At 52.2% G+C, this 26449-nt stretch carries 21 protein-coding genes; 2 read left to right on the top strand and 19 right to left on the bottom strand.

Annotated elements, in window-relative coordinates; all coding sequences use genetic code 11:
• Positions 1-87: 87 nt before the first annotated feature.
• From FW415_RS02495 to FW415_RS02555, 13 genes are all read right to left on the bottom strand, one after another.
• On the bottom strand, positions 88-2832 hold the full coding sequence (locus tag FW415_RS02495) for an outer membrane protein assembly factor (protein WP_148382722.1): 2745 nt from the start codon (positions 2830-2832) through the stop codon (positions 88-90).
• On the bottom strand, positions 2813-3574 hold the full coding sequence (locus tag FW415_RS02500) for an isoprenyl transferase (RefSeq protein WP_148382723.1): 762 nt from the start codon (positions 3572-3574) through the stop codon (positions 2813-2815). The genes FW415_RS02495 and FW415_RS02500 overlap by 20 nt, the downstream gene beginning before the upstream one ends.
• A gap of 163 nt (positions 3575-3737) precedes the next feature.
• A complete protein-coding gene (locus FW415_RS02505; protein ID WP_148382724.1) occupies positions 3738-4637 on the bottom strand; it encodes a DUF6089 family protein in 900 nt (299 codons plus the stop codon).
• A 108-nt stretch (positions 4638-4745) separates the two neighbouring features.
• The gene (locus tag FW415_RS02510) at positions 4746-5636 is read right to left on the bottom strand and encodes an NAD kinase (RefSeq protein WP_148382725.1); all 891 of its coding nucleotides are present in this window, start codon (positions 5634-5636) and stop codon (positions 4746-4748) included.
• Positions 5637-5656: 20 nt separating this feature from the next.
• Positions 5657-7066 carry a BamA/TamA family outer membrane protein gene (locus FW415_RS02515; protein ID WP_148382726.1) on the bottom strand — a complete coding sequence of 470 codons (1410 nt, stop codon included), beginning with the start codon at positions 7064-7066 and terminating at the stop codon, positions 5657-5659.
• 44 nt (positions 7067-7110) lie between these two features.
• Positions 7111-7773, bottom strand: a complete 663-nt coding sequence (locus tag FW415_RS02520; RefSeq protein ID WP_148382727.1) for a CBS domain-containing protein — start codon at positions 7771-7773, stop codon at positions 7111-7113.
• Between the two features lie 112 nt (positions 7774-7885).
• On the bottom strand, positions 7886-8671 hold the full coding sequence (locus FW415_RS02525; protein ID WP_148382728.1) for an alpha/beta fold hydrolase: 786 nt from the start codon (positions 8669-8671) through the stop codon (positions 7886-7888).
• Positions 8672-8730: 59 nt separating this feature from the next.
• The gene (locus FW415_RS02530) at positions 8731-9282 is read right to left on the bottom strand and encodes a CvpA family protein (RefSeq protein ID WP_168208634.1); all 552 of its coding nucleotides are present in this window, start codon (positions 9280-9282) and stop codon (positions 8731-8733) included.
• Positions 9283-9295: 13 nt separating this feature from the next.
• On the bottom strand, positions 9296-9748 hold the full coding sequence (locus tag FW415_RS02535; protein WP_148382730.1) for a GatB/YqeY domain-containing protein: 453 nt from the start codon (positions 9746-9748) through the stop codon (positions 9296-9298).
• Between the two features lie 11 nt (positions 9749-9759).
• Positions 9760-10107: a gliding motility protein GldC gene (gene gldC, locus FW415_RS02540; protein WP_148382731.1), complete on the bottom strand. Its 348-nt coding sequence runs from the start codon at positions 10105-10107 to the stop codon at positions 9760-9762.
• 46 nt (positions 10108-10153) lie between these two features.
• Positions 10154-11224: a glycosyltransferase gene (locus FW415_RS02545; RefSeq protein ID WP_148382732.1), complete on the bottom strand. Its 1071-nt coding sequence runs from the start codon at positions 11222-11224 to the stop codon at positions 10154-10156.
• Positions 11225-11323: 99 nt separating this feature from the next.
• Entirely contained in the window at positions 11324-11761 is a 438-nt protein-coding gene (locus tag FW415_RS02550) for a hypothetical protein (RefSeq protein WP_148382733.1), read from the bottom strand.
• 74 nt (positions 11762-11835) lie between these two features.
• Positions 11836-12978 carry an ABC transporter permease gene (locus FW415_RS02555; protein ID WP_148382734.1) on the bottom strand — a complete coding sequence of 381 codons (1143 nt, stop codon included), beginning with the start codon at positions 12976-12978 and terminating at the stop codon, positions 11836-11838.
• A 346-nt stretch (positions 12979-13324) separates the two neighbouring features.
• Between FW415_RS02555 and FW415_RS02560 the strand changes: the two genes are divergently transcribed.
• Positions 13325-14317, top strand: a complete 993-nt coding sequence (locus FW415_RS02560; RefSeq protein ID WP_148382735.1) for a terpene synthase family protein — start codon at positions 13325-13327, stop codon at positions 14315-14317.
• Positions 14318-14331: 14 nt separating this feature from the next.
• On the opposite strand, the gene FW415_RS02565 is transcribed toward FW415_RS02560, so the two are convergent.
• Both FW415_RS02565 and FW415_RS02570 read right to left on the bottom strand, forming a co-directional pair.
• Positions 14332-15423 carry a glycosyltransferase gene (locus FW415_RS02565; protein ID WP_168208635.1) on the bottom strand — a complete coding sequence of 364 codons (1092 nt, stop codon included), beginning with the start codon at positions 15421-15423 and terminating at the stop codon, positions 14332-14334.
• Positions 15424-15480: 57 nt separating this feature from the next.
• Positions 15481-16290, bottom strand: a complete 810-nt coding sequence (locus tag FW415_RS02570; protein WP_148382737.1) for an alpha/beta fold hydrolase — start codon at positions 16288-16290, stop codon at positions 15481-15483.
• A gap of 83 nt (positions 16291-16373) precedes the next feature.
• On the opposite strand from FW415_RS02570, the gene FW415_RS02575 reads away from it, so the two are divergent.
• A complete protein-coding gene (locus FW415_RS02575; RefSeq protein WP_148382738.1) occupies positions 16374-18167 on the top strand; it encodes an acyl-CoA dehydrogenase family protein in 1794 nt (597 codons plus the stop codon).
• Positions 18168-18245: 78 nt separating this feature from the next.
• On the opposite strand, the gene FW415_RS02580 is transcribed toward FW415_RS02575, so the two are convergent.
• From FW415_RS02580 to FW415_RS02595, 4 genes are all read right to left on the bottom strand, one after another.
• A complete protein-coding gene (locus FW415_RS02580) occupies positions 18246-19853 on the bottom strand; it encodes a calcineurin-like phosphoesterase family protein (protein WP_148382739.1) in 1608 nt (535 codons plus the stop codon).
• Positions 19854-19867: 14 nt separating this feature from the next.
• The gene (locus FW415_RS02585; RefSeq protein WP_148382740.1) at positions 19868-21277 is read right to left on the bottom strand and encodes a DUF3863 domain-containing protein; all 1410 of its coding nucleotides are present in this window, start codon (positions 21275-21277) and stop codon (positions 19868-19870) included.
• Positions 21278-21343: 66 nt separating this feature from the next.
• Positions 21344-23014: a RagB/SusD family nutrient uptake outer membrane protein gene (locus FW415_RS02590; RefSeq protein ID WP_148382741.1), complete on the bottom strand. Its 1671-nt coding sequence runs from the start codon at positions 23012-23014 to the stop codon at positions 21344-21346.
• 19 nt (positions 23015-23033) lie between these two features.
• Positions 23034-26393 carry a TonB-dependent receptor gene (locus FW415_RS02595; RefSeq protein WP_148382742.1) on the bottom strand — a complete coding sequence of 1120 codons (3360 nt, stop codon included), beginning with the start codon at positions 26391-26393 and terminating at the stop codon, positions 23034-23036.
• Between the last annotated feature and the right edge of the window lie 56 nt (positions 26394-26449).

Here is a 26449-nt window from a genome sequence, read left to right on the forward strand (position 1 = left end):
AGAAAAAGGTTTACTGGTCTTATTGCTTATACCAAACGTAATACTGCAACTGGTATTACGCAGGCTACGCAATATATAATAAATATTTTATTCCGGTTCAAAGCCGAGCATGAAGGTAAATTTAGCTGCATCCTTCATCCCGTTCCCCGGTCTTAACCTATCCAATCCTATGCCATAGTCGAAACCAAGGAGGCCGAACATCGGCAGATAGAAGCGCGCACCCACGCCCACAGAGCGACGCAGCCGGAAGGGGTCGTACTCTTTGAAGTCACGGTAACCGTTTGCGGCTTCCATGAACAACAGGCCAAAAATGGTTGAACTGGGGTTCAGACTGAAGGGATAGCGCAGTTCAACCACATATTTGTTGAACATCGAGAAGCCGGAGTAACCTGCGGGCGGCGCTGTGCTTTCCGGGTTGAGTTTCGGGTTCGATGTATAATATACAGGATAACCACGTTGTGAAATGATATCACGGTCATATACGGCAAAGTTGCTCAGACCATCGCCACCCAGCTCAAAGCGGCCGAAGGGCGAGAGGTTGGTACGATCGTTATACCGGCCAACGTAACCGAACTTGGCGGCAACTTTCAGTACCAGCGATTTATTGTCAGCGCCACGGGGGCGGCTGAGGGGAACGTACCATTCGGCGTTCAACCGGTATTTCTGGTACTCGATAAATTTAAACTGGTCGCGGATCGGTTCCTTGGTGTAGTCCCTGTCCGGATTGAAGAGGGAATACGGCGGCGTGAACTGCCCGAAGAGCATGAAGCTGGAGCCGCTGCGCGGGAAGATCTGCTGGTCTACCGAAGAACGTGCGAGCGTGAGGCGCAAGCTCAGGTTATTGGATACCCCGTTATCGAAACCTTCCAGGCCGAAGTAGTTGAAATCTTTCAGCTGATAGCGCTGATAGTTGATCGCGTACATCAGGGAGAACCAGTCATCCGGCCATTTCAGCTGTTTGCCGAGTGAAACAGAACCGCCGAGTACGCGGAAATAGGCGCCTGGATTGTTTACCGGCTGATTGTAATATTCCGCGAAGGCGTTCGGGTTCTGGTAGGTGCTGTAGAAACTCACCGAGAAGGGGTTCCTTTTTTTGCCACCCAGCCAGGGTTCTGTAAATGAGAAGTTATAGGAGCGGTATGCTTTACCATTGGAGGAGATACGTACGCTCAGCTTCTGGCCGTCGCCGCTGGGCAGCGGGTCCAAGGTCTCTTTCCTGAAAATATTACGGAGGGAGAAGTTATTGAAAGTCACCCCGAGTGTACCGGTAAGGCCGATATAACCGCCCCATCCGGCAGAAAGTTCCAGCTGGTCGTTGGCTCTTTCTTCCACTTTATAGTCGATATCCACGGTACCGTCCGCTACGTTCGGCACGGGATTGATACCGATGGTCTCCGGGTTGAAGAAGCCAAGCTGGGATATTTCGCGCTGCGAACGGATAAGGTTCTGGCGGCTGAACTTGTCGCCAGGCAGCGTACGCAGCTCACGGCGGATCACATGCTCATTCGTTTTTTCGTTACCGGCGATGCGGATATCCTTGATGGTGGCCTGGGGGCCTTCCTGGATGCGTATTTCGTAGTCGATGGTATCTCCACGGATGCCTACTTCCACAGGATCTACCTGGAAGAACAGGTAACCATCATCCATGTAAAGGCTGCCGAGGTCTCCGCCTTCAGGGCCGGGAGGGTTGCCGAGGCGTTTGCTCAGCAGCTCCAGGTTGTAGATATCGCCCTTTTTGATGCCGAGCACGCGGGACAGGATGGTATCATTATATACGGTGTTCCCTCTCCAGGCAATATCCCCGAAGTAGTATTTCTTTCCTTCCTCGATCATCATCTCGATGTTGAGATTGCCTTTGAGGGAAGGATAGGTAGTATCTTTCATGATCTGCGCATCCCTGAAACCGCGGGAGTTGTAGAATGCGATGATCTTTTCCTTGTCTTCCTGGTATTTGGTGTCGTTGAATTTTGCAGAGGAGAAGAGTTTGAAGCGGAAATAGGGGTCCAGGGCTTCCAGCGTTTTGGTGGCGGACAGCCAGCCGAGATCCTTCCAGTAGTCCATTTTATATTCCGTGCTGTCCTGCCATGCATCGGCATTGTCAGGATACAGGGTGAAACGGCTGGTTTCCTTGGTCCCTTTCATTTTCTTTTTGATGGACTTGTCGCCTATGTTGCCGTTGCCTACGATATGGATATCGTTGGTGCGCACCTTGCTGCCTTTGCTGACATGAAAGATAACGGTGGCGGAGTTGATGGCCGGCGGCGGGTCCTTCTTTTCTTCCATGCGAACGGTTACGTTACGGAAACCTTTCTCTGCATAATATTTGGTCACAACGGAAACCGTGTTCTGGGCGAGTGCTTCCGTTACCACGCTGCCTTTGCGCAGGGCGGCCTTGGTGGTCAGTTCGTCCGCCTCGGTTTTCTTGATGCCTTTGAAGGAGAAGCTGGACATGCGGGGTTTTTCCGCCAGTTCTATTTCCAGCCAGATCTTTGATCCTTCTATTTTAGTGATGTAAATAGCGATGTTGGAGAATAACCGCTGCCCCCAGAGGCTCTGGATGGCTTTGGCGAAATGATCTCCCGGAAGCACCACCTTGTCTCCTACGGCAAGGCCGGAAAGGGACAGCAGCAGGGACTTGTCGAGGAATTCAGTACCGGTGACGGCGATGTCGGCAATTTCGTACTGCTGCGGACTGGCCATGCTGAAAGGGCTGATATCCGCCGGACGGGCTTCCGGAGCGGGAACAGTATCCCTTTGCTGGGCGCGCGCTGTCAACCCCGCGCTGCAACATAAAACTACGGCCAGTAGGCTTCTAGGAAACAATTTCTTCATTCTGCTGTATTTGTTCGCTTGTTTTGCCGAATCTACGTTCTCTGGTTTGATAATTCAAGATGGCTTCGTATAGGTTCTCTTTGCGGAAATCAGGCCAGCGGGTATTGGTAAAATATAATTCCGCGTAGGCCAGTTGATACAATAAGAAGTTGCTTATACGGTGTTCGCCGCTGGTGCGGATCATTAATTCCGGGTCCGGCAACCCTGCGGTGCATAGGTATTTTTCCCATATCTCTGATGTAACCTCGTCCGGGTTCAGTTTACCGGCCTGCGCATCCTTTGCGATACTGCGCGCGGCCTGCAATATTTCCCAGCGGGCACTGTAACTCAGCGCCATAACGAGATTGAGGCCTGTATTCGGAGCAGTGATGTCCATAGCTTCTTTCAGCTCCCGCAGGCAGCTTCCAGGCAGCATGGTCATATCACCGATCACGTGCAGGCGTATGTTATTTTTGTTAAGTGTACTCACCTCCTTGCGGATGGTTGTTACCAGCAGCTCCATTATCCCGTTCACTTCGTACACCGGCCGATCCCAGTTCTCCGTAGAAAATGCGTATAAAGTAAGGTATTCGATGCCCAGTTCGGCACAACCTTCCACGATATCCCGCACACTTTCTACTCCCTGATGATGCCCGTAAAGCCGATCCTGCCCCCTTTCTTTGGCCCATCGTCCATTACCATCCATGATAATAGCGATATGGCGTGGCAGTCGTTGCAGGTCCAGTTGATCCTTCAAACTCATGACTATTCAGGCGCGTTAAAACAGATTTACTAAAAGTGTGCAAAGATACAAAAATAACTTTATGCCCTTTCCGGCAAAGGGTATCAGGTGGTTTTAACGTAGTTTTAACGGGAAAGGCGGCCAATAACGGCTTCCATGGCCTGTAAACGCCCGCTGCGCCTGCCTAGAACTTGCAGCGGTAAGAAGTGAAGAGAATACCCAGTGTCAGCTCAATGGTCGCAAACTGGTCCTTATCCCTGCTATTTCCCCGCTGACGTCCCGCTACACCTATGGGCGTACCGGTAACATTGGAACGGTCCTGCAGGATGGCGGCCATGGTAGGGCTTCCATCCGGCCGCAGCGCAAAGGCGTCAATACCCACATAGGTGGTGCTGACATCATCCAGATAATCCGTCTGCGTAAAGCGGAAAAGTACTTCCAGCCCAAGGTTCAGCCGCCGGCTAAGACTGTATTTCACACCTCCGCCCATCAACCAGGCATAAGAGAAAAGGGAATATGGCTTGCGCTCAGGGTAAGCTGCAGTGCCCTGCCCTTCTGTATGCATGGGCTGCAGAAAGTATTTTTCATCATTATAATAAGCATAGGGATTAAAATGGAAGGCGGACAGGCCGAGGGTCAGATAAGGAGAAAAGCGGTAATCGTCGCTCCCCGGCTCAAAACGGAAGAAATTGAAATCCCCCTGCAAAGCGAGTTCAAAAATGTCTGAATTGAAGCTCAGGTTCCGCCTTTGCTGAAACTCGTTGCTGCTGTAAACATCGGAATACCCAAGTTGCATAAAGCGGAAATGGGCGCGCGCGCCCACATAATCGTTGAAATACTTCCGGTAAAAGATCCCGACGGCCGGTTTTACGGCCTGGAGGCCCGTACTGGTGTTGATATCCCCGAAATAATGCGCGCCACCTGCGGTAAAGCCAAGCTCTCCTACATAGCTCATCTCCTGCTGGGCCTTCACCTTCCCGGTAAAGGCGCCGGCCAACAGGGCGGTCACGACCAGTAAAATCCTGAAATGAATACGCTTGTGCTGCATAAATATCCCTAAAAACGTAAAATAAGGCATTTTCATCTGTACAGGCCGTTGTTTTTCATTGGCCGGGCGGCAAATTGAATAAATAATAAATTGTTTGTCAGATAGTTATGCTGTATTTCGCATCCTAAAAAAGGATAACAACGCTCACTTCCTTCCGGCATTGCGGGTATCGATGCCCCATAACAGCTTGTTCCGCAGGGTATGCAGAAAATTCCCCTCATTCAGTCTTAACAGGCTGATGGAGAAATCTTCCCTTTTTACGGCGAGCTGCACCCGGTTATCGATCACTTCCATCCGGGAATCGAGCGTACAGAGGAACTGGTCGCTGCGGCCTTCCACTTCAAAAGAGATCACATGGTCATCCGGAACGATGATGGGCCTTACGTTCAGGTTATGCGGGGAAACCGGGGTGATCACAAAACTGGCTGCTTCGGGAAATACGATAGGCCCGCCGCAGCTGAGGGAATAACCGGTTGATCCTGTGGGTGTTGCCACGATCAGGCCATCCGCCCAGTAGGTATTGAGGAACTCTCCGTTCAGGTAAGTATGTATCTTGACCATGGCGGAGGTATCTTTCTTGTGAATGGTGAATTCATTCAGCGCGTAGGGCACTTCGCCGAACAGGGGAATGCTGGCGTCCAGGTGGATGAGCGACCTTTTGTCCACCACATAACTGCGGCTGACAAGGGCATCCACGATCTCGTGGATCTCGTCCCTGCCGATGCCGGCGAGGAAGCCCAGCCGCCCGAAGTTCACCCCCATCACCGGAATGTTCTTGTCCCGGACAAAACTCACCGTATCCAGCAGGGTGCCGTCGCCTCCCAGGCTCACCAGGAACTCTATCCTGCCATCCAGGTCCTCTGCACGGGAAAAGGTATCTGCATCTGCCGTCAGTTTCACATGCGGGCGCAGCTCCCTGTAAAAGGGCTCATATATTACCGGTGTGATCTCCTGGCGTTTCAGTTCATCCAGCAACAATTGTACATCTTCCAGGTCTTCTTTGACAAAACCGCGGCTGTAAAGGGCTACGTGCATTTTTAATTTTGTGGTTCGTGTTACATATCCAGCTTAGCGTGCAAAAATAAACCTTTTTCTCCCAATTGATTGATGCTGTATTCAAAGCGGATACAGGCATCGTAGAAGGATACCACATCAAGACCAATGCCTCCGGTGTATAACATCCTGTTATTCAGGATGCCGTTGCGCGTCATCCTGGAATAGACATAGCCCATATCCCCGTATGCTTTTGCCAGCACCCGGATGGGCAGGCTGCTGAATTTCTTCGGCACTATAGGCAGGTTCACCCTGAAGTTGAGCAATTCCCGGCGGAGAGTGGATTTGAGGATAAAAAAGCTGGTGCCGTCCACCACATAATATTCCAGCCCGCGCAGGTAGTCATCGCCATAACCCATCGCGCGTACGCCGGCATAAGGCTGTATGTCGGGGAATTTCGCCTGTCCAAGTACGCCGAGGGCGCCATATGTTTTCCTCGCCAGTTCCCAGTATTTGATGGCGCGTACGCGGAATTTAACATAATCAATATCGCTTAGCGGCCCGATGCCGGTCTTGAGCACTTCGCCCTGCAACATGGTCCCTTTCAGCGGATACTGCCAGCTGTCCGCCTGAATGTAATTGAAACGGTAAGCCAGATCAAGGTGCCGGACCTCCTTTCTGGCATTCCCGAGGTAATCCGGATTGAGGATGACCACCGAATCGTTCACCGTTTCATTGTTATATGACATGGAGAGCTGGTGCCGCGTGGAGATCGCCTTGCGATAGGAGTAAGTGATGCCGAACTGGAACTGGCGGCGCAGGAAATCATCCTGCCGGAAAAACTGCTGTTTGTTGGCATCCGATATATAGTTAAGTTCACGGTTCCGGCTATACGATACTACGAAGCCGATGCCATGCCGGAAACGTTTATCGATATACGGGAGGTTGTACCCGAGCAGGAACCGCTGCGTGTAGCCAACAGTGACATCTGCGTAGATATCGTCGTTCCGGCCGGTAAGATTGTCCTGGAACGCCTTTACGCCCACATTCACACGTTTGAGGCTCCTGTTCTGCTCCACCCACCATTGGTTGAAATTCCGGTCCGCCAGTTTGAAAATGGGGAATGCGAAGAGGTACCAGCGTTCCCATACTTCAAATACCACGTCGGCTTCCTGGCCTTCCCAGTTCTTTACATTGGCCGTGGCGTTGAGGAAAAGAGAGGTATTGAGCAGCTGTTTGCGGCTGCTTTCAAGCGTTTCACCGAGCACATTGAGATAAATGGTATCGCCGGGCCTGACGGGAAGCTCTCTCAGGATGATGGAGGTACGCGTTTTTTTGTTGCCCTGTACGACCACATGGCGTACCACCATGTACGCGGCTTCCTGTACCGGAGGGTTTTCCACCTGCGCCAGCACGGGTAAGGCAAACAGCAGGCATAACCATATGCCGTAAATGTGGAGGACAACGCGCATGCGGGAGTGGTAGGTTCGCTTTAAAAATAAGGTATTTGGGGAAATTACATACTGATGTAATTCATCAGCAGGTCATAATTCTTTTTGAGAAGATCTTCTTCCAGTTCTTCGCTGAACATGTATTTGATGACGTAGTTGAAGCGTTCGAAGGTGGCAACGAGGCCATGCAGTTCCTGGCGGTTCGTTTTAAGCAGCACCTCCAGCTTGCCGGTATTCGGGTTGGTGATCGTGTTCACGCTCAGCAGGGTTACATCATTGCTCTCTGCGATGCGAGCAATTTCACTGAGGCTGTAGTCCCGCGGTTCCACTTCCAGCACCAGCAGGCCGCCGGTTTCCTTTACGCCGTTCAACTGGGCGAGGATGGCGAGCAGGTTGTCTTTCGTGATCAGGCCGAGGTACTCATTGTCTTTTGAAACAACGGGAAGCACGGAGAGTTTCTGATCGTAAAAGAGCTTGAGGGCTTCGAAGAAGTGCGCGCCTTCCATGATGGCAGGCTTGAAAGTATGGTTGGGCGAGGTTTCCAGCAGCTGATCAGGATCTTCCCAGTCCATCACTTCTTCTTCTTCCACCAGCGCCAGGTATTTGCTATCCACCACGATCGGCAATTGCGTGAGATGATATTCATTCATCAGCCGCAATGCTTTCGCGCCGGTATCCATCGGATGCAAGACCGGCACAATGGTAGATATGAGTTCCTGTGCCAACATAATTGATCGTGTTTCTCCTGCAATAATAGCAAAGAATATTCCAATACCATGACACTTACGTGTTAAAAATTAAGGAATCACGGAGCAATGGTGCTGCAATAGGGATGAACGGTCAGCTGGCGCCGGCTTCTACGGTTTTGTTGTTGAGCCTTTTCAGGAAATCATGCATGATCCTGTTAAACTCGCCCGGGACTTCCATCATGGGCGCGTGACCGCATTTGTCGATGAAGTGCAGTTCAGAGTTAGGGATAAGTTTATGGAACTCTTCTCCCACCATTGGCGGAGTGATCGTATCATTATTGCCCCACACGAGCAATGTGGGCGTTGTGATGGTTTTCAGCTCTTCCCCGAGATTATGGCGGATAGCGGATTTGGCGAGCGTGATGATCTTGATCACTTTCAGCCGGTTGCTGGTGATCTCGAACACTTCATCCACCAGTTCCTTGGTAGCCATGGCAGGATCGTAGAAGGTAAGCTCCGTTTTTTTCTGAATGTACTCGTAGTTGCCGCGTTTGGGATAGGTTTCCCCCATACCGTTCTCGAACAGGCCGGAACTGCCGGTAAGGATGAGGGATTTCACTCTTTCCGGGTGTTTGAGGATGTACACGAGGGCAACATGGCCGCCGAGAGAATTCCCCATCAGATGATAGTTGGCATAACCGCGGGTTTCAATGAATTTGTGCACGTATTTGGCCAGGCCGCCTACGGAGGTTTCCAGGATATTCAGATCAAACAGGGGCAGCATGGGGATCACCACTTTGTAATGAGCCTTGAAATATTCCAGCAGGCCGCTGAAGTTACTCAGGGCGCCGAACAATCCATGCAGCAGAATTACCGGCTCTCCTTCACCTTCTTCAATGTACCTGAATTTACCCTGTGTTTTGATTTCGTAATTCATTACCTATGCTTGAAGTCAATTTTGCGCTAAAATAATTCTTTTTCTTAATTCAAATAGTCTCAAAGATGAAGAGGTTGTGTGGGCAATTCGCTCGCCGCATGCTCAAAAAAACCTTCCAGCTCACTGAATACATCGCGGAAAACCGGCAATACTTTGCCGATATGCTCCATAACCCAGGGCCCGAGCGGCTCTATCCACGCATAGACGGCCGATTGCAGCTTGATTTCAGGGCTGAGCCAGTACAGCTGATTGGCCAGCCATAACATCACGCTGTAAATGACCGTGTACACGATACCGTAAAGCAGTATGCCGCCCAGCCGGTTCAGCCATCCCAGCATGGACCATTGCACGATCTTTTCGAGAAATGCAGCGCCGAGCCGCACAATGATCACCACCACCAGGAAAATGGCGATAAAGCTGATCACCGGCCACCAACGGCCATGCATACCCGATTGTTCCAGATACGAGGCCAGAACGGCAGATAATTTCAGCGCCGCGGCCATCCCAAGTACAAACGCCACGAGGGAAAATACCGCTACGATCAGACCGCGGGTAAATCCCTTGTAGATGGCAAAGGCCAGGATAATGGCAAACAGGATGTCGATGGCCACGGGCCGGATTTGATTATTTGGTCAATAATTCCTTCACCAGCGCGGAGATCACTTTTCCATCCGCTTTGCCGGCGAGCTGTTTGGTGGCAACACCCATCACCTTGCCCATATCGGCCGGGGAAGATGCGCCGGTGGTGGCGATAATATCTGTCAATACTGCCCGGATCTCCGATGCTTCCATTTGCTTCGGCAAATAACGCTCGATCACGGCCAGTTCTTCCTCTTCCTTCTTTGCCAGGTCTTCCCGGTTCTGCTGCCGGAATATATCCAGCGAATCTTTCCGTTGCTTCGCAAGCTTTTGCAGCAGCTTCATTTCATCGGCTTCTGAAAGCTCGGCGGGCGCCCCTTCCGAGGTTTTCGCCAGCAATACAGCTGCCTTGATAGCCCTGAGGGCGCGCAATTCGGCTTCTGCTTTTGCCAGCATGGCGGTTTTGATGGCACTGTTGATTTGCTGTTCTAATGACATATGGTGTGTTTTTACTGGTCCTGGTTCTTCAGTTTTTCTTCGAATTTCTTGTAAAAGTCCGTGGCGAACGTCCGCAGATCATTGGCAAGGTCCGCATACGGCGTGGCACGCTGATAGGTATCCGCCATGGTCATCATGGTCTGGTAAAAGAAATCTGCCATTTCATCCACCATCATTTCCTTGGTCCACAGGTCTATCCGGAGCGCTGTTTTGTCCGCCCCGTCCCAAAAGGCCACCATCATTGCCTTTGCCTTGTTCATACGGTCTGCCGTACTGTCGGACGCTGTCCATTCTATGCTTTCCGGCACTTTGTTCTCATCCAGCGCTACCTGTATCTGTATGGAAGATTTTTTTGTCATTATATCTGATTTGAAAAAGCAAAAATACGTTTTTTGTCATGCTTGTTCAGGATGTGATGGTACGCCCGAGCATAACGGCAGCTTCGTCCCAGCTGGAAATGCGCGGAATATGTGCCATCAGCCTGCTTCTCAGCAGTTCATCCTTATAAAGTGCGCCCATTTTTTCCGAGAGGTCGGTAATGTCCCCCGCCACAGCATTCAGTGCGGCATCCCCACCGGCTTCCGGTGAAGCCCCTGCGTGGATCACGACTGCAGGCACTTCGCAGCGGAGGGCGGTATAGACCGGTACGGGCAGGCCGTCCGCCCCGGCAGTGTGCACAATGGCGTAAGCTGCGGCAACCAGGCGTGCCAGGATACCTTCGTCCGGCTGTTGCAGCCAGATCACATCATCCCGGAACTTGTAGGTCTGCAGCGCCTCCGCTATTTCCTCGCCGGCAGATGTCAGCCGGCCGGTCAATACCAGCTTCATACCGGAGCGGAGCCGTTTCTTCAGCAGGGAAAAAGCTTTCAGCAGGGGAATGATGTTATTATCCGGGTGAATGCTCCCCACGGCGATAAAATACTCCATTCCCGCGGCATATTCCCGTTTCACTGCTTCCCTTTCCTCCCAGTTGAGCGGCATATAGGCTTCGGCAACGCCAGGCGGCAGAAATTCCATCTGGCCATCCAGCCCGCCAAAACGTTTATTTATCTGCTCCCGCATGAATGCCGAGAACAGGGAAATGCTCCTGTAGCTGCGGATATACCGGGAAGCTGCCACGGTATCCAGCAGGGCGGTATTGCGGGTGAGCACGAGGAATGCCGGAAGCCCCTCCGGTACCGGCAACAGGTCGTCGAAGCACAGCAGCCGGTCGATCCTGTATTTCTTCAGCGCCCGCGGCCATTGCCGGCGGCGCCAGATATACCGGCCCGGACCGTTGTTCAGCCAGGGTTTCAGCGTTACCAGCTGTGCATTTGGAGGAAGAGGGCGGGGAAGTGCGCCCGGTCTGTCTGCGATCAGCAAAAATTCGATCCCGGGATGCAGGTTGCACAAGCGGTACAACATTTCACTGGCCACATTCCCGGTATCGGCAGGAGTATCCTGCAGCAACGGGGAAGCATTAACGGCTATTCGCATGGTCTTGTGTTTCTTTTCACCAGCTGCAAACCTAGGGAAAAGCGGTTAAATATGCTATTGCATGCACAGCCGTTGCGCTATGATATGGAGAAAGGGTAACTACGGCACCTTGTTCATCACCCCGAAGCGGAATGTTTTGGTATTGGACGGTTTGGTGTTGGAGGTTACCGTCACCACGATCTTCGCCACCTGCAGGCTTGGAAGATTGATCAAAGTTATATCGGTGCTGCCACCGGTACCGGCCACCGCAGCATTCTGTGCGATCACTTCACCGGCGGGATTGGTAGCCGTTATGGTGATGGTGTACCCCTCCGGCGGCAAGGGCGTGGAGGTAACATTCACCGTTACACCCAGGGTATTCCCCTGCGCGGCATTGTTATCCTGGTTAAGATTGATATTGGGAATGGTGATGGCCAGTTCGGCTTCCTGGGCAGGAGGCGTCACCGGAGTGCCGTCATCTTTTTTCTTTTTCTTGCAGCCGCCGGCCATTACAGCCAATGCGCAGCATATGATGAGGAAGTACTTTTTAAAGGGCATACATAGTTCGGATTGAAAAACACTTTAAAATTATAAAAAATAATAATACCGATCAAGTATCGGCCCAAAATACCTTAAATACGGCCCTTTACGTCCATCGCATCCCGCAGACCGTTACCCAACAGATTGAAAGCCAGCACCAGCAGCATGATTGCGATACCGGGGGCCAGGGCCAGAAGCGGGTTATGGGTAATGATGAAATTGTAGTTTTCCTTGATCATCAGGCCCCAGGAGGGCTGCGGTGGCTGTACCCCCACGCCCAGGAAGCTCAGACCGGCCTCTACCACAATAGCGGTGGCGAAATTGCTGGCGGCCACCACCATCACCGGGCCGAGGATATTCGGCAGGATATGGCGGACGATCGTGCGCACATGCCCGTAACCGAGCGCCCTGGTGGCTTCCACAAACTGCAATTCCCGCAGGCTCAGCACTTGCCCGCGGATGATACGGGCTACGTTCACCCACATGGTAAGCCCTACCGCAATGAACACCTGCCAGAATCCCTTTCCGAGCGCCAGCGTGATCGCAAAAACGAGCAGCAGCGTAGGTACGCTCCATATCACATTGATCAGCCACATCACGGCTTCATCCGTAGCGCCCCGGAAATAACCGGCAATGGCGCCGAGGAAGATGCCGATGGTCAGGGAAATGATCACAGCAATGCACCCGACGCTCAGGCTTACGCGGGTACCGGCCAGCAGGCGGCTCAGGATGTCCCGCCCGAACTTGTCGGTCCCCAGATAGAAACGCCGCTCGAAAAGATGTTCCTGTTCCACCTGCCGCCGCAATAGCGCGGTATCCTTTCCGGGCACATCCTTTCCGTAAACGACCCTGGCGAGCGGCCAGGCTTCCTCAACAGTGGTGCCTTCATCCACATATTTCTGCACGAAAATGGAATCGCCTTTAAAGCGGTGGGATACCAGCGGAACGAATGTCACCTTATCTTCCCTGCCGTTCACGAGATGATGGAACCAGCTGCGCTCCGGCGGCGGAGGGGATTTCCGGATGGCCAGCATGCTGATCCGGAAGCCGGGTTTCTGCCCGCTGACCTCCAGGAGCATGCGGTTGGCATAAGGCGTCTGGTCCGGCGCCAGGAAATAGGCAAAAATGCCGGCCAGCAATGCCAGCAATATCACTGTCAGCCCGGCCATGGCGCCCTTGTTGCGCCGGAGCCGTTTCCAGGCTTGTCGGGAAAAAGATGATGCGGAACGGGCCATGACGCCCAAGTTAAAGCAAAGAAGGGATTATTTCTTCATTTAACCGTGAACGTTATACCCGCAAATTTCCCGGCCGCCCCTCAAATTGCGTTTTATTATACTCGTAAAATAGCTTAATTTTTATGCAGACACAGAAAGACGTTTTGCATAGTGAATGTTTCCCTGGCAAAATGCCTTGGCCAGGACAGAAGACACGAGAATAGCAGGCATATCATTATACCTTGAACAGAGATCACAAAGAAGACAATTTAGCTGGCACAGTCAGGCACAGTAACCGTCCTGTTAGCCGTTTACACCCTCAATCCGTTTGTACGTAACCATTTTTATAACCATTAAACATTTATTTATGCTTAAGACCAAAATCCCGCAGATTTTCTGCCCGTTCCCTTCTATGCTCAATCCCTTTGCCAATGAAGCAGAACTCCACACTGCAGACTGGGTACATCATTTTGAGCTGGTAAGATCCGAAAAGGCTCGTGAACGCTTTCGCAGAGCGCGTTTTGCCATGTTGTCGTCCCGTGCATTCCCTACGGCCGGGCGTTTCAAACTCTGCATCGCCGCAGAATTCAACACATGGCTTTTCCTGCTGGATGACAAAAACGACGAATCCCGCTTCGGCAAGCGGGACTTCCTGGAAATGGTGCATTCCTTCGTGACCATGATCCTCAAGAACAACCAGGTAGTGGCCCCCGAAGAGGGGATGCCGCTGGCCAACAGCTTCGCGGATCTCTGGAAACGCCTGAAAAAGATCAGCAGCCCGGCCTGGCAACAGCGCTTTGAAAAAAGCATGGTCGATTACATGGATGCATGCCTCTGGGAAGTGGACAACCGCATCCGCCACGAGGCGCCGTCCGTAAAGGACTACATCGAAAAACGACCCTATACCGGCGCATTGTATGCGGATATAGAGCTGATCGAAGTGCTGGAAAGCATCTACCTCCCGGAGGAAGTACGGCTGCATGAAACCGTTGTGCAACTGGCCCTGGCCTGCAACAACGTGGTCTGCTGGGCAAATGACCTCTTTTCATTCGACAAGGAACGTCGCCAGGGAGATGTACACAACCTGGTAACGGTATTGAAAGAAGAAAGGGAACTGGACCTGGAAGAAGCGCTGGCCGAAACGGCCAGGATGCATGATGCCGAAGTACGGCGGTTCATCACCCTCAGCGAAAACCTGCCTTCATTCGGCGCTGAGGTGAATGAAGAGTTGCAGCGGTATATCAGCGTGCTGAAAGCCTGGATGCGGGCTAATCTGGACTGGAGCTTCCAGGACACGGCGCGTTACCGCATGAATATCACGGAAACGGCCAACGGCAACTGGATGATCTCACAATTCTGATCCCGGAGGGGCGCCTATTTCACCTGGCGCCCCTTCCATTCATAACTGCCGAACTTGCCCAGCCATCCGGCCACTACGACATAAATGATATGGAAGGGCTGCCCGGGAATGAACCAGGGCAGCAGGGAACGCTTTTGGAAAAAAACCGCCACCGGCACAAGAAACACCAGTTCCAACACTACCTTGTAGGCCAGCAATCCTAGGAGCCAGTACCATATTTCCGGGCGGAAAATGGCTACCGCGGCCATCAGCAGCAGGACCACATTCCAGATGTACACCAGCACCAGCACCCGCGTGATCCTTTTATCCTCGTATTTGTCCGCCTTGGACGACCAGCGGATACGCTGCTGCATGAAGGCGGAAAGATCGTTCACCGGCAGCGTGCGCACCACGGCATCCCGGCTTTTGAGATACATCACGCCATCCGGGTAGGCATGATATATCTTGTACATCAGCAGCATGTCATCCCCCGAAGCGATCATATCTATTCCCATGAATCCGCCCACGGCTTCGAATGCGCTCTTTTCATAGGCCAGGTTCGCCCCGTTGCACATGGTCCCCGTCTGCAGATAAGCCACTGCCCCGGTTATGCCCTGCATGGTCATGAAATCGAGGGACTGCAGCCTGGTAAAAAAGCTGTTCTCCCCATGATAGGCCACCGGCGCCGCAATAAAGCGCGGATGATAGGTTTCGTAGAATTTCACGATGGTTTCCAGCCAGCGGGAACCCATTACGCAATCCGCGTCCGTTGTAACAATAAGATGGCCCGTAGCTTCCCGGATAGCCAGCTCTATCGCTTTCTTTTTATAGGAATTGAGGCGCTGCTCGGCATTGAGATGGTCGCTCATGCGGATAAGGCGGACATTCTGGGCAGGAAAAAACTTCACCACGTCGGCCGTGCCGTCAGCCGAAAAATCATCCACCACGATCACTTCGAACAGGTTGGATGGATAACTCTGCTGCTGCAGGGCTTCCAGCAGCAAAGGAAGATTCTTTTCCTCGTCGCGCGCTGGAATGACAACAGATACCGTTGTATTAAAGGTATAGGCATGGCGGTTAGGGCGGAATAACTTCAGCCGGCTCCAGCCGTAACTGTAGGATACCATCAAAATACCGTATAAAAACGCAAGGCCAAGGGCAATAATCAATAAGGCATCCATGCTTTACTCCTTCCTTAAATTTTTTCTGATAATAAATCCCGCTGACTCCGTCAGCAACTGATGCCCTTTCTCCAGCACCACGATCTTGCAGGGGAAACTCCCGTCTGCAAAACGTTCGCCGAGCACCGGCGGGATCACACGATCGTAACGTCCGAAAAGCATGACCGTATCAATATCGTACCGGGCCATCATTTCCCTGCACCGGCGTTTGGACGGCATCATTTTCCGCATATTGGTCCACACATCATATACAAGCTGGCGCTTTTCCAGTGCATTCATCCTGTGCAATACAAATTTGTGCACGCTTTCATTGAGCAGTTTCCATTTTCGTCCGATGGAGAGCAACCTGAAAAACAGGGCCGGGTTGCGGGTATTGTACAGGAATATCCTGTTGCCCAGCCGTGTTTGCGTGGCGATCATATGCCAGGGATTGTTCTTCAATCCGTCCGGTGCCAGCAGCACCACATGGTTGATACTGGCGGCCATCTTCTCTACAATACATAACGACAGCCGGCCACCCATACTATAACCCATAAGTGAGAACCTTTGTTTGCCAAACCGCTCCAATATTTTCACGGTCAGCGCTTCCAGGTCCGCCCGCTCCACATCACGCCCTTCATTCCAGCGGGTTTGGCCATGAAAGGGCATATCTAACGCCACTATAGTGAAGATATTGCCCAAAGCCGCTTCCATACAGGCAAAATGCGATGCGCTCTCCCCGAAACCATGGAAACAGATAAGCAGTTCGCTCCCCGAACCGGTGGTCATTCCGGAAAATTCACTTTGCAGGTATGGCAGGCGAAGTTCGTGCATGGTTCAAACAAACGGCAATTTTAATCAACTTTTGCCAATTGGTATAATTCCGGTAAATTGGGAGTAGACTAAATTTTAGCAAGATGGATACCGCGGTTACCGGCAAAGCAGCCTTGAAAGGCGCAGAATTCCTCGTCAGGGAAACATTACCCTCCGAAATTTTTATTCCCGAAGATTTTTCAGAAGAGCAGTTAATGATCAGGGAGATGGCAGAACAATTCCTGACAAAAGAAGTAACGCCGGTGCTGGACCGGCTGGACAAACTGGAAGAGGGGCTGATGACCGCTCTGCTGGACAAGGCCGGGGAGCAGGGATTGCTCGGCGCGGCCTTTCCGGAAGCTTACGGCGGGCTGGGCAAGGATTTTATCACCGCCACCCTCATCAATGAATCCCTGGGTGCAGGGCATTCCTTTTCAGTGGCCATGGCTGCCCATAACGGCATCGGCTCGCTGCCCATCCTCTATTTCGGCACGGAAGAGCAGAAACAGCAATATATTCCCAAACTGGCCTCCGGCGAAATGAAAGGCGCCTACGCCCTCACGGAACCCAACTCCGGCTCGGACGCCCTCAGCGCCAAAACCACCGCAAAGCTGGATGCGGACGGCAAACATTATCTCATCAACGGGCAGAAATGCTGGATCACCAATTCCGGCTTCGCCGATGTGTTCACCGTTTTCGCCAAAATAGACGGGGACAAGTTCACCGCCTTCATCGTGGATAAAGATACCCCCGGCTTCACGCTCGGCGCGGAAGAGCACAAAATGGGCATCAAAGGGTCCTCCACCCGCCAGATCTACTTCCAGGACGCAAAAGTACCGGTGGCAAACGTACTGGGCGAGATCGGCAAAGGCCACCTCATCGCTTTCAACATCCTCAACATCGGCCGCCTGAAACTCTGCGCGGCGGCACTGGGCGGCGCAAAAGGCAGTATGAACATCGCCATCAACTACGCCAACACCCGGGAACAGTTTAAACAACCCATCGCCAACTTCGGCGCCATCAAACATAAACTCGCCGAAATGGCTATCCGCATCTGGGTGTGCGAATCGGCGCTGTACCGCACGTCACAGCTCATTGAACAGAAAGAGCAGGAACTGCTGAAAGAAGGCAAAGCCTTCAATGAAGCCCTGCTGGGCGCGGCGGAAGAATATGCGGTGGAATGCGCCATGCTGAAAGTGAACGGCTCCGAGGTGCTGGACTTTGTTGTGGATGAAGGCGTGCAGATACACGGCGGCAACGGTTTCAGCGATGAATATGTGATATCCAAAGCCTACCGGGACTCCCGCATCAACCGCATTTTTGAAGGCACCAACGAGATCAACCGCCTCCTCACGCTGGACATGACCCTCAAACGTGCCATGAAAGGCAAGCTGGACCTGATGACTCCCGCTATGAACGTCATGAAAGAGCTGATGAGCATCCCTGATTTCGGGAATGATGATGAAAGCCCTTTCGCCAAAGAAAGAAAGATCATCACGAATATGAAAAAGGCCATCCTCATGACAGCCGGCGCTGCCGCGCAGAAACTGATGATGCAGCTTGAATCGGAACAGGAAATACTGATGAATATCGCGGACATGGCCATCGAAACTTTCATCTGCGAAAGCGCACTGCTGCGCCTGATGAAACTTACCGACCTCAGAGGCGCCGATGCGGCGGCCCTGCAGGCGGATATGGTACGCACCTACCTCACCGATGCGGCGGACCGGGTCAATAAATCCGGCAAAGACGCCATCAACGGTTTTGCGGAAGGAGATGAGCAACGGATGATGCTGCTGGGACTGAAACGCTTTACCAAAACCGAGCCTTTCAATACCAAGGCGGCACGGCGGCGGGTGGCGGACAAGCTGATCGCGGAAAATAAATATACATTCTGATATTTTTCAACAGACTGAGGGCTGACTAAAGGGATCTCCCTTTTAGTCAGCCCTTATTCCAGCTCCGGGGAACATCCATTATTTCACTGCGGGCAATGCTATGGGGTGATCTACCCTCAGCATCCGTTCGCCGGTGAAAGTTCTGCCGAACATATCCGTTGCGCGGACCTGCAGTTGATGTGTACCTACGGGCAGTTCCGTGCTCACCGCCCCTTTCCACAGGTGGGAGCAGATCACGGCATCGGAAGGCCTTCTGCCGGGCATCAGGGAATCCACCTGGTCCCAGCGCAGGTAACGTTCGTAATAAGAAGGATCGATGCGCTCTTCTTTACGCAAGGGTGTCCATTGCCCGTCATCCACACGATATTCCAGCTTGCTGTTCTCATCGCCGGTGAAGAAGTTCACATAGAAATCGGCTCTCGTATCTTTACGGTGACCGATCACTTTCGGCGCGAATATGCTCATCTGGTAAGTGGAGTCCTTACCGGCCACTTTGTAGTCTACAGTGTAGGAGTTTCCGTGAACATTCAAAAACAGGTATCCTTTCTCCGTGCCATCTCTCATGGTGGCGAATGGTACGTTATGTTCATCCAGTTCACCGGAATACCAGTCGCCGGAAGTTGTGCCCGCATTGAATTCATGCAGCGGCTTTTCCTGCAGCCAACCTTCTTCCTTTGTATAAAAATTTTGTTTTTGCAAGTGGGTATGGCCGCTAAGCATCAATACATGCTTGTGATCTTTCAGATAGCTGAAGAGCTGTTCACGATCTTCGCTCCGGAAAGCACGTCCTTTCATGGGAATGTGAAAAGCGATCACCACCAGCTTCCCCGTGTCCGTATTCGCAAGATCATTCTTTACAAACTCCAGCTGATCTTCGCGAAACCCGCCCCAGTAGCCGCTATTCTTGCGGGGGTCCGGAGAAAGGATGTTGTCCAGCACAATAAAATGGGCATTCCCGTATTCAAAGGCATAGTTCGCAGGGCCAAAATGCGCTTCGTAGCTTTCGTCTGACAGCGCGTCTGTAACCCCCTGACCAAAGTTCAGGTCGTGATTGCCTACCATATTATACCAGGTAAGGCCCAGTACAGCCATCTCCTTTTTGTAATCGCTGAAAAGATGGAGGTTATCACCTACAAGGTCTCCCAGGCTCATGCCAAAAGCCACGTTCTTCACTCCTTTTACTTCTTCCAGGATGCCTTTGCGGAACCAGTCGATATCCTGCTGCGAGTACACCTGCGGATCACCGAAAACCAGCGCACGGAATTGCGCCGGCTCTTCCTGCCGGATGAGTGCGAAATTCACTTCCTTCGGCAGCGGGCCGGTAGGTTTCACACCGGGATAACGCAGGCTGGCGGGAGAGCCGCCCGGTTTATGGATGTAATAGAACTGCGGAAGCATCATGGCGTCCACTGGTACGCGATAACCGGAAGGCTTGATCACAAACAGGATGTCGTCGTTCCCGACCGGTAATTCATATCGCCCGTTCCCGTCTGTTTTCACTATCTGCCTGCCGTTACTGACGGCCACGCCGGGGATGCCCGCTTCCTGTTTGTCTTTCCTGCCATTGCCGTTTTTGTCTGTATAGACGAATCCTTTTGCCGTTTGTGCTGCTGCGCCGGCCACACTTGCCAGGCCCAGTACGCTTGTTATGATAGCGGCACGGCTCCATTTACTAAATGTATGCATATCGGGTATTTCGTTTATTGTTTTTGTTTTTCGAAGAGTTGCGGATAATATTTCCGGATCAGGCGCTGATCAGCTGCATCCAGTTCATTCAATAGTTTCGGCTTGTCCTGCGGCCGCAGGCCCTTCTGATTCATTACGTTGATGAGGCTCCAGTCTTTGACCGGCCGGCCCGGTGAAGGATCTGCGGGTTCTTTGGCTTTGAGGTCGTAGCGGGTAAAGTCGATCACATAGGTGGGCGAGCCTTTGATATGCCAGTCGCGCTGCAGGGCCAGCCTGAATTCCTTGTTCATGAACCATTTGATCTCCAGGTTATTGTAGGAATCTCCCAGCCCCGAGCCACGCTCCACGAACCGGTAGTTCCAGTCGTTGCCCGACCTGTGTTTTTCGCGCCACATGGTACCGAATTCTCCGAAAGACACAAATTGCACATCCGGCCAGCGTTTCTTCGTATCCGTTACCCACATTTCCATAGCCTTGCAAATAAATTCCTGTCCAAATTCATGTACCATCTGTGCTTCCCATATATTGGTCACCCAGCCAAAGCCGTTCAGTTCCACACCCTTATCGAAGTGGATGGATTGCGTATGCATCACTTCGCGGTGCCCGAGCTCAAGGCCCCAGCCTTTGTAAGTTTCTATCGGCCCTACGCCCCTGCGGCTGTTGTAGCCCGTGATCTGGTGCCCATTCTGCCCGCTGCGCCGTGCACAAATAAAATCCATCGTCCAGCCATCAAGGTTCACGCAATCGATAAAATCCTCTTTTCCCTGCGCCGGCTTGCAGAAATGTTCGGCAGAGGGATAGAAAGGATAGGATGGCGAACCGTCTGCGCCACCCCCATCAATGTTGTGCTGGCTCCAGATCACGGCATGCGCTGCGTGGATATTCTCTTTCTCGGCCAGGTACCGCAGGTTGTCCGCCGCAAGAAATCCGCCGATAACGGATTGGGGACGGTAGCCTTTACCCACCATCCCGGAGATCAGCTGTATGGCTTCCGACATTTCACGGTTCACCCGTTCCCGGGGCAGGTACATTGCCGGAAAATATCCCGGGAAATAGGTCACCTCATCGCCATACTTTTGCTGACAGGCTACTACGTAATCGCGGATCTGTTTATAATTCTCCCGCTGATCTTCCAGTGCGTTCATGGTGAATCCCCATGTCAGGCGCCCATCCGGATTGTTCTTCGCGAATGCTGTTCGCAATGCCTGCACACCTTCCAGTGTATGCCAGTTCCCTTCATCCCGGGGGTGCAGTTTTACATCGCGGGATACTTCCCAGGGCGTTGTGCGGATCATGATACAAAGGGTCACAAATCGCTTGCCGTCTATTTCATTCGCCTTGGAAACGTTGGTCAGTGTGGAGAAAAGAAGCATGAGCAGCAGGCTTTTCAGCAAGCCGGTGGGTTTCAGATGCAGATATTTCATGTATATTAAAATATTGGTAAAAAGAAGGCCGCCGGGTATTACCGGCAGCCTTTTCTTGCATTATGATCACTGCCACCCCGGGTTATTGGGCGCCAGGTTCGGGTTCAGGAAGATCTCGTCCAGCGGAATGGGGCTGGAGTAGTGTTTAGGATTCACGAAAGTACGGGCAGACAGGGGTTCCACGACCAGAAATCCATTTTCGTCTACCAGGCCTGGGTTGCCGTCATTCAGCACATTCTGCGCTTCGTACTGGGAGCCTTTATATTTGATGCCTTTTACCGGCTGCGCCAGCTCTGCTTCCGCGGTCTTCCAGCGGCGGATGTCATCGCGCCGGAAACCTTCAAATGCAAGCTCGATCGTGCGTTCGCGGCGGATCTCGTCAAGCATGTTCATATTATTGGCCATTACGAATTCGTTCGTCAGCGGCGGCATTTTAACCCCTTCGCGATTGCGGATCACATTGATCGTGCTGTTCAGCACATCGTTGCTGATGCTGCCGTTTTTTTCAAACGTTGCTTCTGCAAGTATGAGCAGTACTTCCGGATAGCGGATGAGATGCACATCGAAAGTTGACTGGCCTGAACCGGCAGCCCTTACTTCCGTCATAAACTTCCAAAGCTTGTAACCAGTACGTGTTTCAGGTCTTACACTGAAAGCCGGGCTGCAGACGAAGGCCCCGTCTGTGCTCAGGAAGCTGGTGCCGGGGATCAGAATGGTCTGGCGCATGCGCGGGTCCCGGTCCTGGAACTCATCTTCCATTTGTGCGTAGCCATGAAAGCCGGATGCCGCGTTCTGGATCGGCAAACCCGTAGTCTTCATCAGGTACATGTCCACCAGTTTTTTGGTGGGAGAACCGCGCCATCCCCAGTACACGGAACTGCCGGTGGAGTGCATGCGGATATCAAGCGCATAGCGGTTCGCGAAGATAGATTCCGGTGAATCATCTCCCCGGTCGATGAACGTGTGACGATAGCTGTCCGCGCCCGCACCTTCAAACAGGTGATATTGCTGGCTTTCGATCACACGGGTAGCAGCGCTGATCGCCTGGCCGAGCAACTGGTCTGCATCAGTACGGTGGCTGTGATATTTTGCCCAGGTACCCGCAAATAACGCTACTCTTGCCTTCAGCGCGAGCGCGGCGCCTTGTGTAACACGGCCAAGGTCTGTCGCCGCCAGTTCGCTTTGCTTGGGCAACTTCGCTGCCGCTGTTTCCAGTTCCGCCAGTATAAAGTCTTCCACAACGGCCTGCGGTTCTCTTTTGCCATAGAGCTCAGGAGACTGGGTGTTCAATACTTTTGTGAGAACAGGCACGCTGTTGAATTTCTTCATCAGGCGCCAGTGGTTGTACGCCCTGAAGAAACGGGCCTCCGCCACAAAGCGTTGCACCTGTACGGAATCAACTCCGCTATATTCCTGTCCTTTTTCGATGATCTTGTTACAGTTCCGCAAGTCCGTGAACCGGTCGCTCCAGTCGCCATCTGCATTCAGTGCACTATAAGAGCCGTTGCTGACATTGTTCGGGTTCAATTCAAAGGAGATATCGCTATTCACGTCCTGCACTCCCAATGTTTCAATGTTGCTGTACAACTGGTTGGCGGCTTTTTTATAGTCGGCAGCACTTACCCAGAACTGGCTGTCGTCCAGCGAGTCTTTCGGTCTCAGATCTATGTCCTGGCACCCTGCGGCAGCAACGAACAACGCCGCGGCACTTGCCATTTTCCCAATATATTTCTTCATGACTTGATGTATTAATGGATTAGAAAACTACGTTTACGCCGAACGAATAATTACGGGTAAAAGGATAAGCGGCGATACCACCCTCATCTTCAGGGTCCCAGCCGCCCGGCGCGTTATGCACTTCGAACAGGTCTTCACCGCTGAAGTAAAAACGTACTCTGTCGATCTTCATTTTCCGGATATACTTTTTCGGTACGGTATAGCCAATCTGAAGGTTCTTCATACGCACATACCCCACTTTGAATCTCGTATTGGTAGAAGCGTTGTAGTTATAGAACCGTCTGCCGGTGAGCGTGATAGCCGGATATTTGGCATCCGTGCGCTCGGGTGTCCAGGTTTTGCCGTAGAAATATTCCGGAGACTGGAACCAGGGCTGTGCGAAAGGCATGGCAGCATCTCCCTGCAGGAACATTGTGCGGCGGCCAATACCCTGAATGAAGGTGCTGAAGTCGAAGCCTTTGTACCCCGCACCGAGGTTCACACCAAAATTATAACGCGGGTTCATATCGCCGAGGTAAACTACATCGCCGGAGCCGGGCTTACCATCGCCGAGTACGGACAACCTGCCATCGCCATCGAGGTCCAGATACTTCGCATCTCCTACTTTCAGTTCCGTCTGCACCTGGCCTTCATTCGGGAAGCGCTTGCGATACTCCTGCAAGTCTGTTTCATTCTGGATGATACCATCAAATACATACCCGAAGAAAGAATTGGTGGAATACCCCAGCGGTGTTCTGTTCAGTCCGAGGCCGATCAGGTTATTGCCGATACGGCTCGCCACCTTGTTCCTGGCATCGCTCACGTTAACACGTACACTATAGTTGAAATCGCCGGCCTGGTCTCTCCAGCCCAGCGCAACTTCCCAGCCTTTGATCTCCAGGCGGCCACTATTGGTAGCAGGCGCTGCGATACCGAGCATAGAAGGATAGGAAACGGGGATGAGCATGTTCCTGTTCTCTTTCCAGAAATAGTCGAATGAACCATACAGCCGGTCTTTCAGCAAACTGAAGTCGATCCCGACGTTCTTTGATATGATAGTTTCCCAGGTACGGTCGGCAGATACGAGGTTGGACTGGCGGGCCATCTGGTCGCGCTGCGCAGCACCGAAGGGATAATAGTTGGTAGCGATGGAGATCAGCTCGATGTAGTCATAAAAACCGATACCGGACTGGTTGCCCATTTCACCATAAGACGCCCTGAATTTCAGGTCGTCGAAGATATTGAGATGCTTGACAAAGCTTTCTTCTCCTGCACGCCAGGTAACGTTCACGCCCGGAAAGTAACCCCAGCGGGAATCCGATGCAAAACGGGAAGTTCCGTCTGCACGCAGGGTTGCTTCAAGGAGGTATTTGTTGGCGAAGCCATAGTTTACGCGGCCAAAGAAGGAGTTGATCGTCCATGCATTGCCTTCACTGGAAGCATCTGCACCAACCTGGCTACCCAAAGACAATGGCATGGAAACCTGCTGATCGAAGTTGATACGTTTTGCCCACAGGCGGTCGTAGTTGTTAGACTCGTTCGCCGCGCCGGCCATAAGACCAACGTCGTGCCTGCCGAAATTCTTTTTGTATTCCGCATAAAGGGTAAAGTTCTTATACAGGTTCTTGAAATAGTTGCGTTCCGCACTGTTCGGCCTTCTGGCGATACGGTGGTTCACATTATCCCAGTTGTAATTGTAGATCATCTTCTGAACGATGTAGTTATCGCCATCGTTCTTGCGCACCACCGCACGGCCTATCAGGTTCAGGCCCTTGATCACCTGCCAGGTCAGCTGGTTGTTGAAGGTGAAATTACCGGTCGTGGAACGGGTATCGCCACCTTCCTGCAAAACCTGCGCGGGGTTATCGAAACCTTCGAAAGTATAGAAGTTGCCGGCAGGATTATATACAGGGGCCCAGCTGCGGGTTTTGTAGATCAGCTCCCATACGTTCTGCCCGTAGCCGATCACAGAAGCGTAGTTGCGGTCACCGCCTTCGTAAGACAGGTTCAGATCATACTGCAGCCCCTTTCTCAGCTCCACATTGGCTTTCATCCTGGCGTAATAACGTTTGTCGTTATCCACCCCGAATTTCGGGAGACCATTTTCGGCTACGTGACCGAGAGAGATCATGTAGGAATATTTGTCGCCACCACCGGTAAGGCGGAGGTTGTAGTTCTGCAGGCTGCCATTGCCAATAACATGCTCGTTCCAGTTCTGGTCCCTGAAGAATTTATTGTAACCGGACCATCTTCCCCAGCGTGCCGCGGGCAATACTTCATCGCTGCCGGCGAGTATTTTCTGCAGTTCATCCCTGGTGTATTCTACAGGAAAGGAGCCATCTGATATCTCAAGTCCCATTACGGCGTGCTCGTACAAGCCTGCCGGTTTTTTCAACAATGCGGGTGTTTTCAGGGAGTAGAACGCATCTACCCCTATCTTCAATGGCTGGTTGCGGCGACCGCCCCGGGTGGTAATAAGGATCACACCATCGGATGCACGGGCGCCGTAGATAGCGGCTGTACCATCTTTCAATACAGATACGCTTTCGATGTCCGCCGGATTGATGAGGTTGATATCACCTTCTGCTCCATCGATCAGTACGAGCGGCATACCACCATTGATAGACGAGATATCTCTTACACGCAGTGCAGGTGTGCTGCCGGGAGCGCCGCCGCTGCGCACTACCGTGAGGCCGGGCACCACGCCTTGCAGGGCGTTGGCCGCGTTACGCACCGGGCGCGATTCAAAAGCTTTAGCGTCCGCTGTTGCTATAGCACCGCCGAGGTTCGCACGCTTTACGGTACCATAACCGATCGCTACTACTTCATTCATGTCGAATGCCTGCGCTTTCATCTGTATGTTCACGGTCTTGCGGCCACCGATCGCTTCCTCCTGCGCTGCATAACCTATGTAGGTGAACACAAGCGTCTGTTCCAGATCGGATACCGTGAGGGTATAATGACCCTTTTCATCCGTAGCGGTGCCCACACTGGTGCCTTTTACCATAACGCTTACACCGGGGATCGGCTCGCCGGAACCATCGGTTGTTACCGTACCGGAAACAACGGCATCTGCTTTAGCTTCGCGGTCAGCCGCAGATAACGGCGTGAGAATGATATCCCTGTCTACCACTTTATATCCTACATTGGATTGCCTGAACAATTCGTTCAGTATTGCAAAGACAGGCTTCCTGAAAGCCTTCACAGAAACATTCCTGGAAACGTCCACCATTTCCCCGTTGTAGAAGAAACGGAATTCAGACTGTTTCTCTATTTCATCCAGGATATCCACAATCCTTTTATTCCTGATATCCAGCGACAGCTTTGTGTGCTGTGCGTAGGAATAATTGGAGAAAGCTACATTCACTGAAAGTAGCATAAACGCCAACAGCAACTTCATAGCAGGAAGTATTTTAGTTAGATTGAGATTAGAAAGACGAAGTCCCCCAGCTCCAT

Source organism: Chitinophaga sp. XS-30 (assembly GCF_008086345.1).
Taxonomy (GTDB): domain Bacteria; phylum Bacteroidota; class Bacteroidia; order Chitinophagales; family Chitinophagaceae; genus Chitinophaga.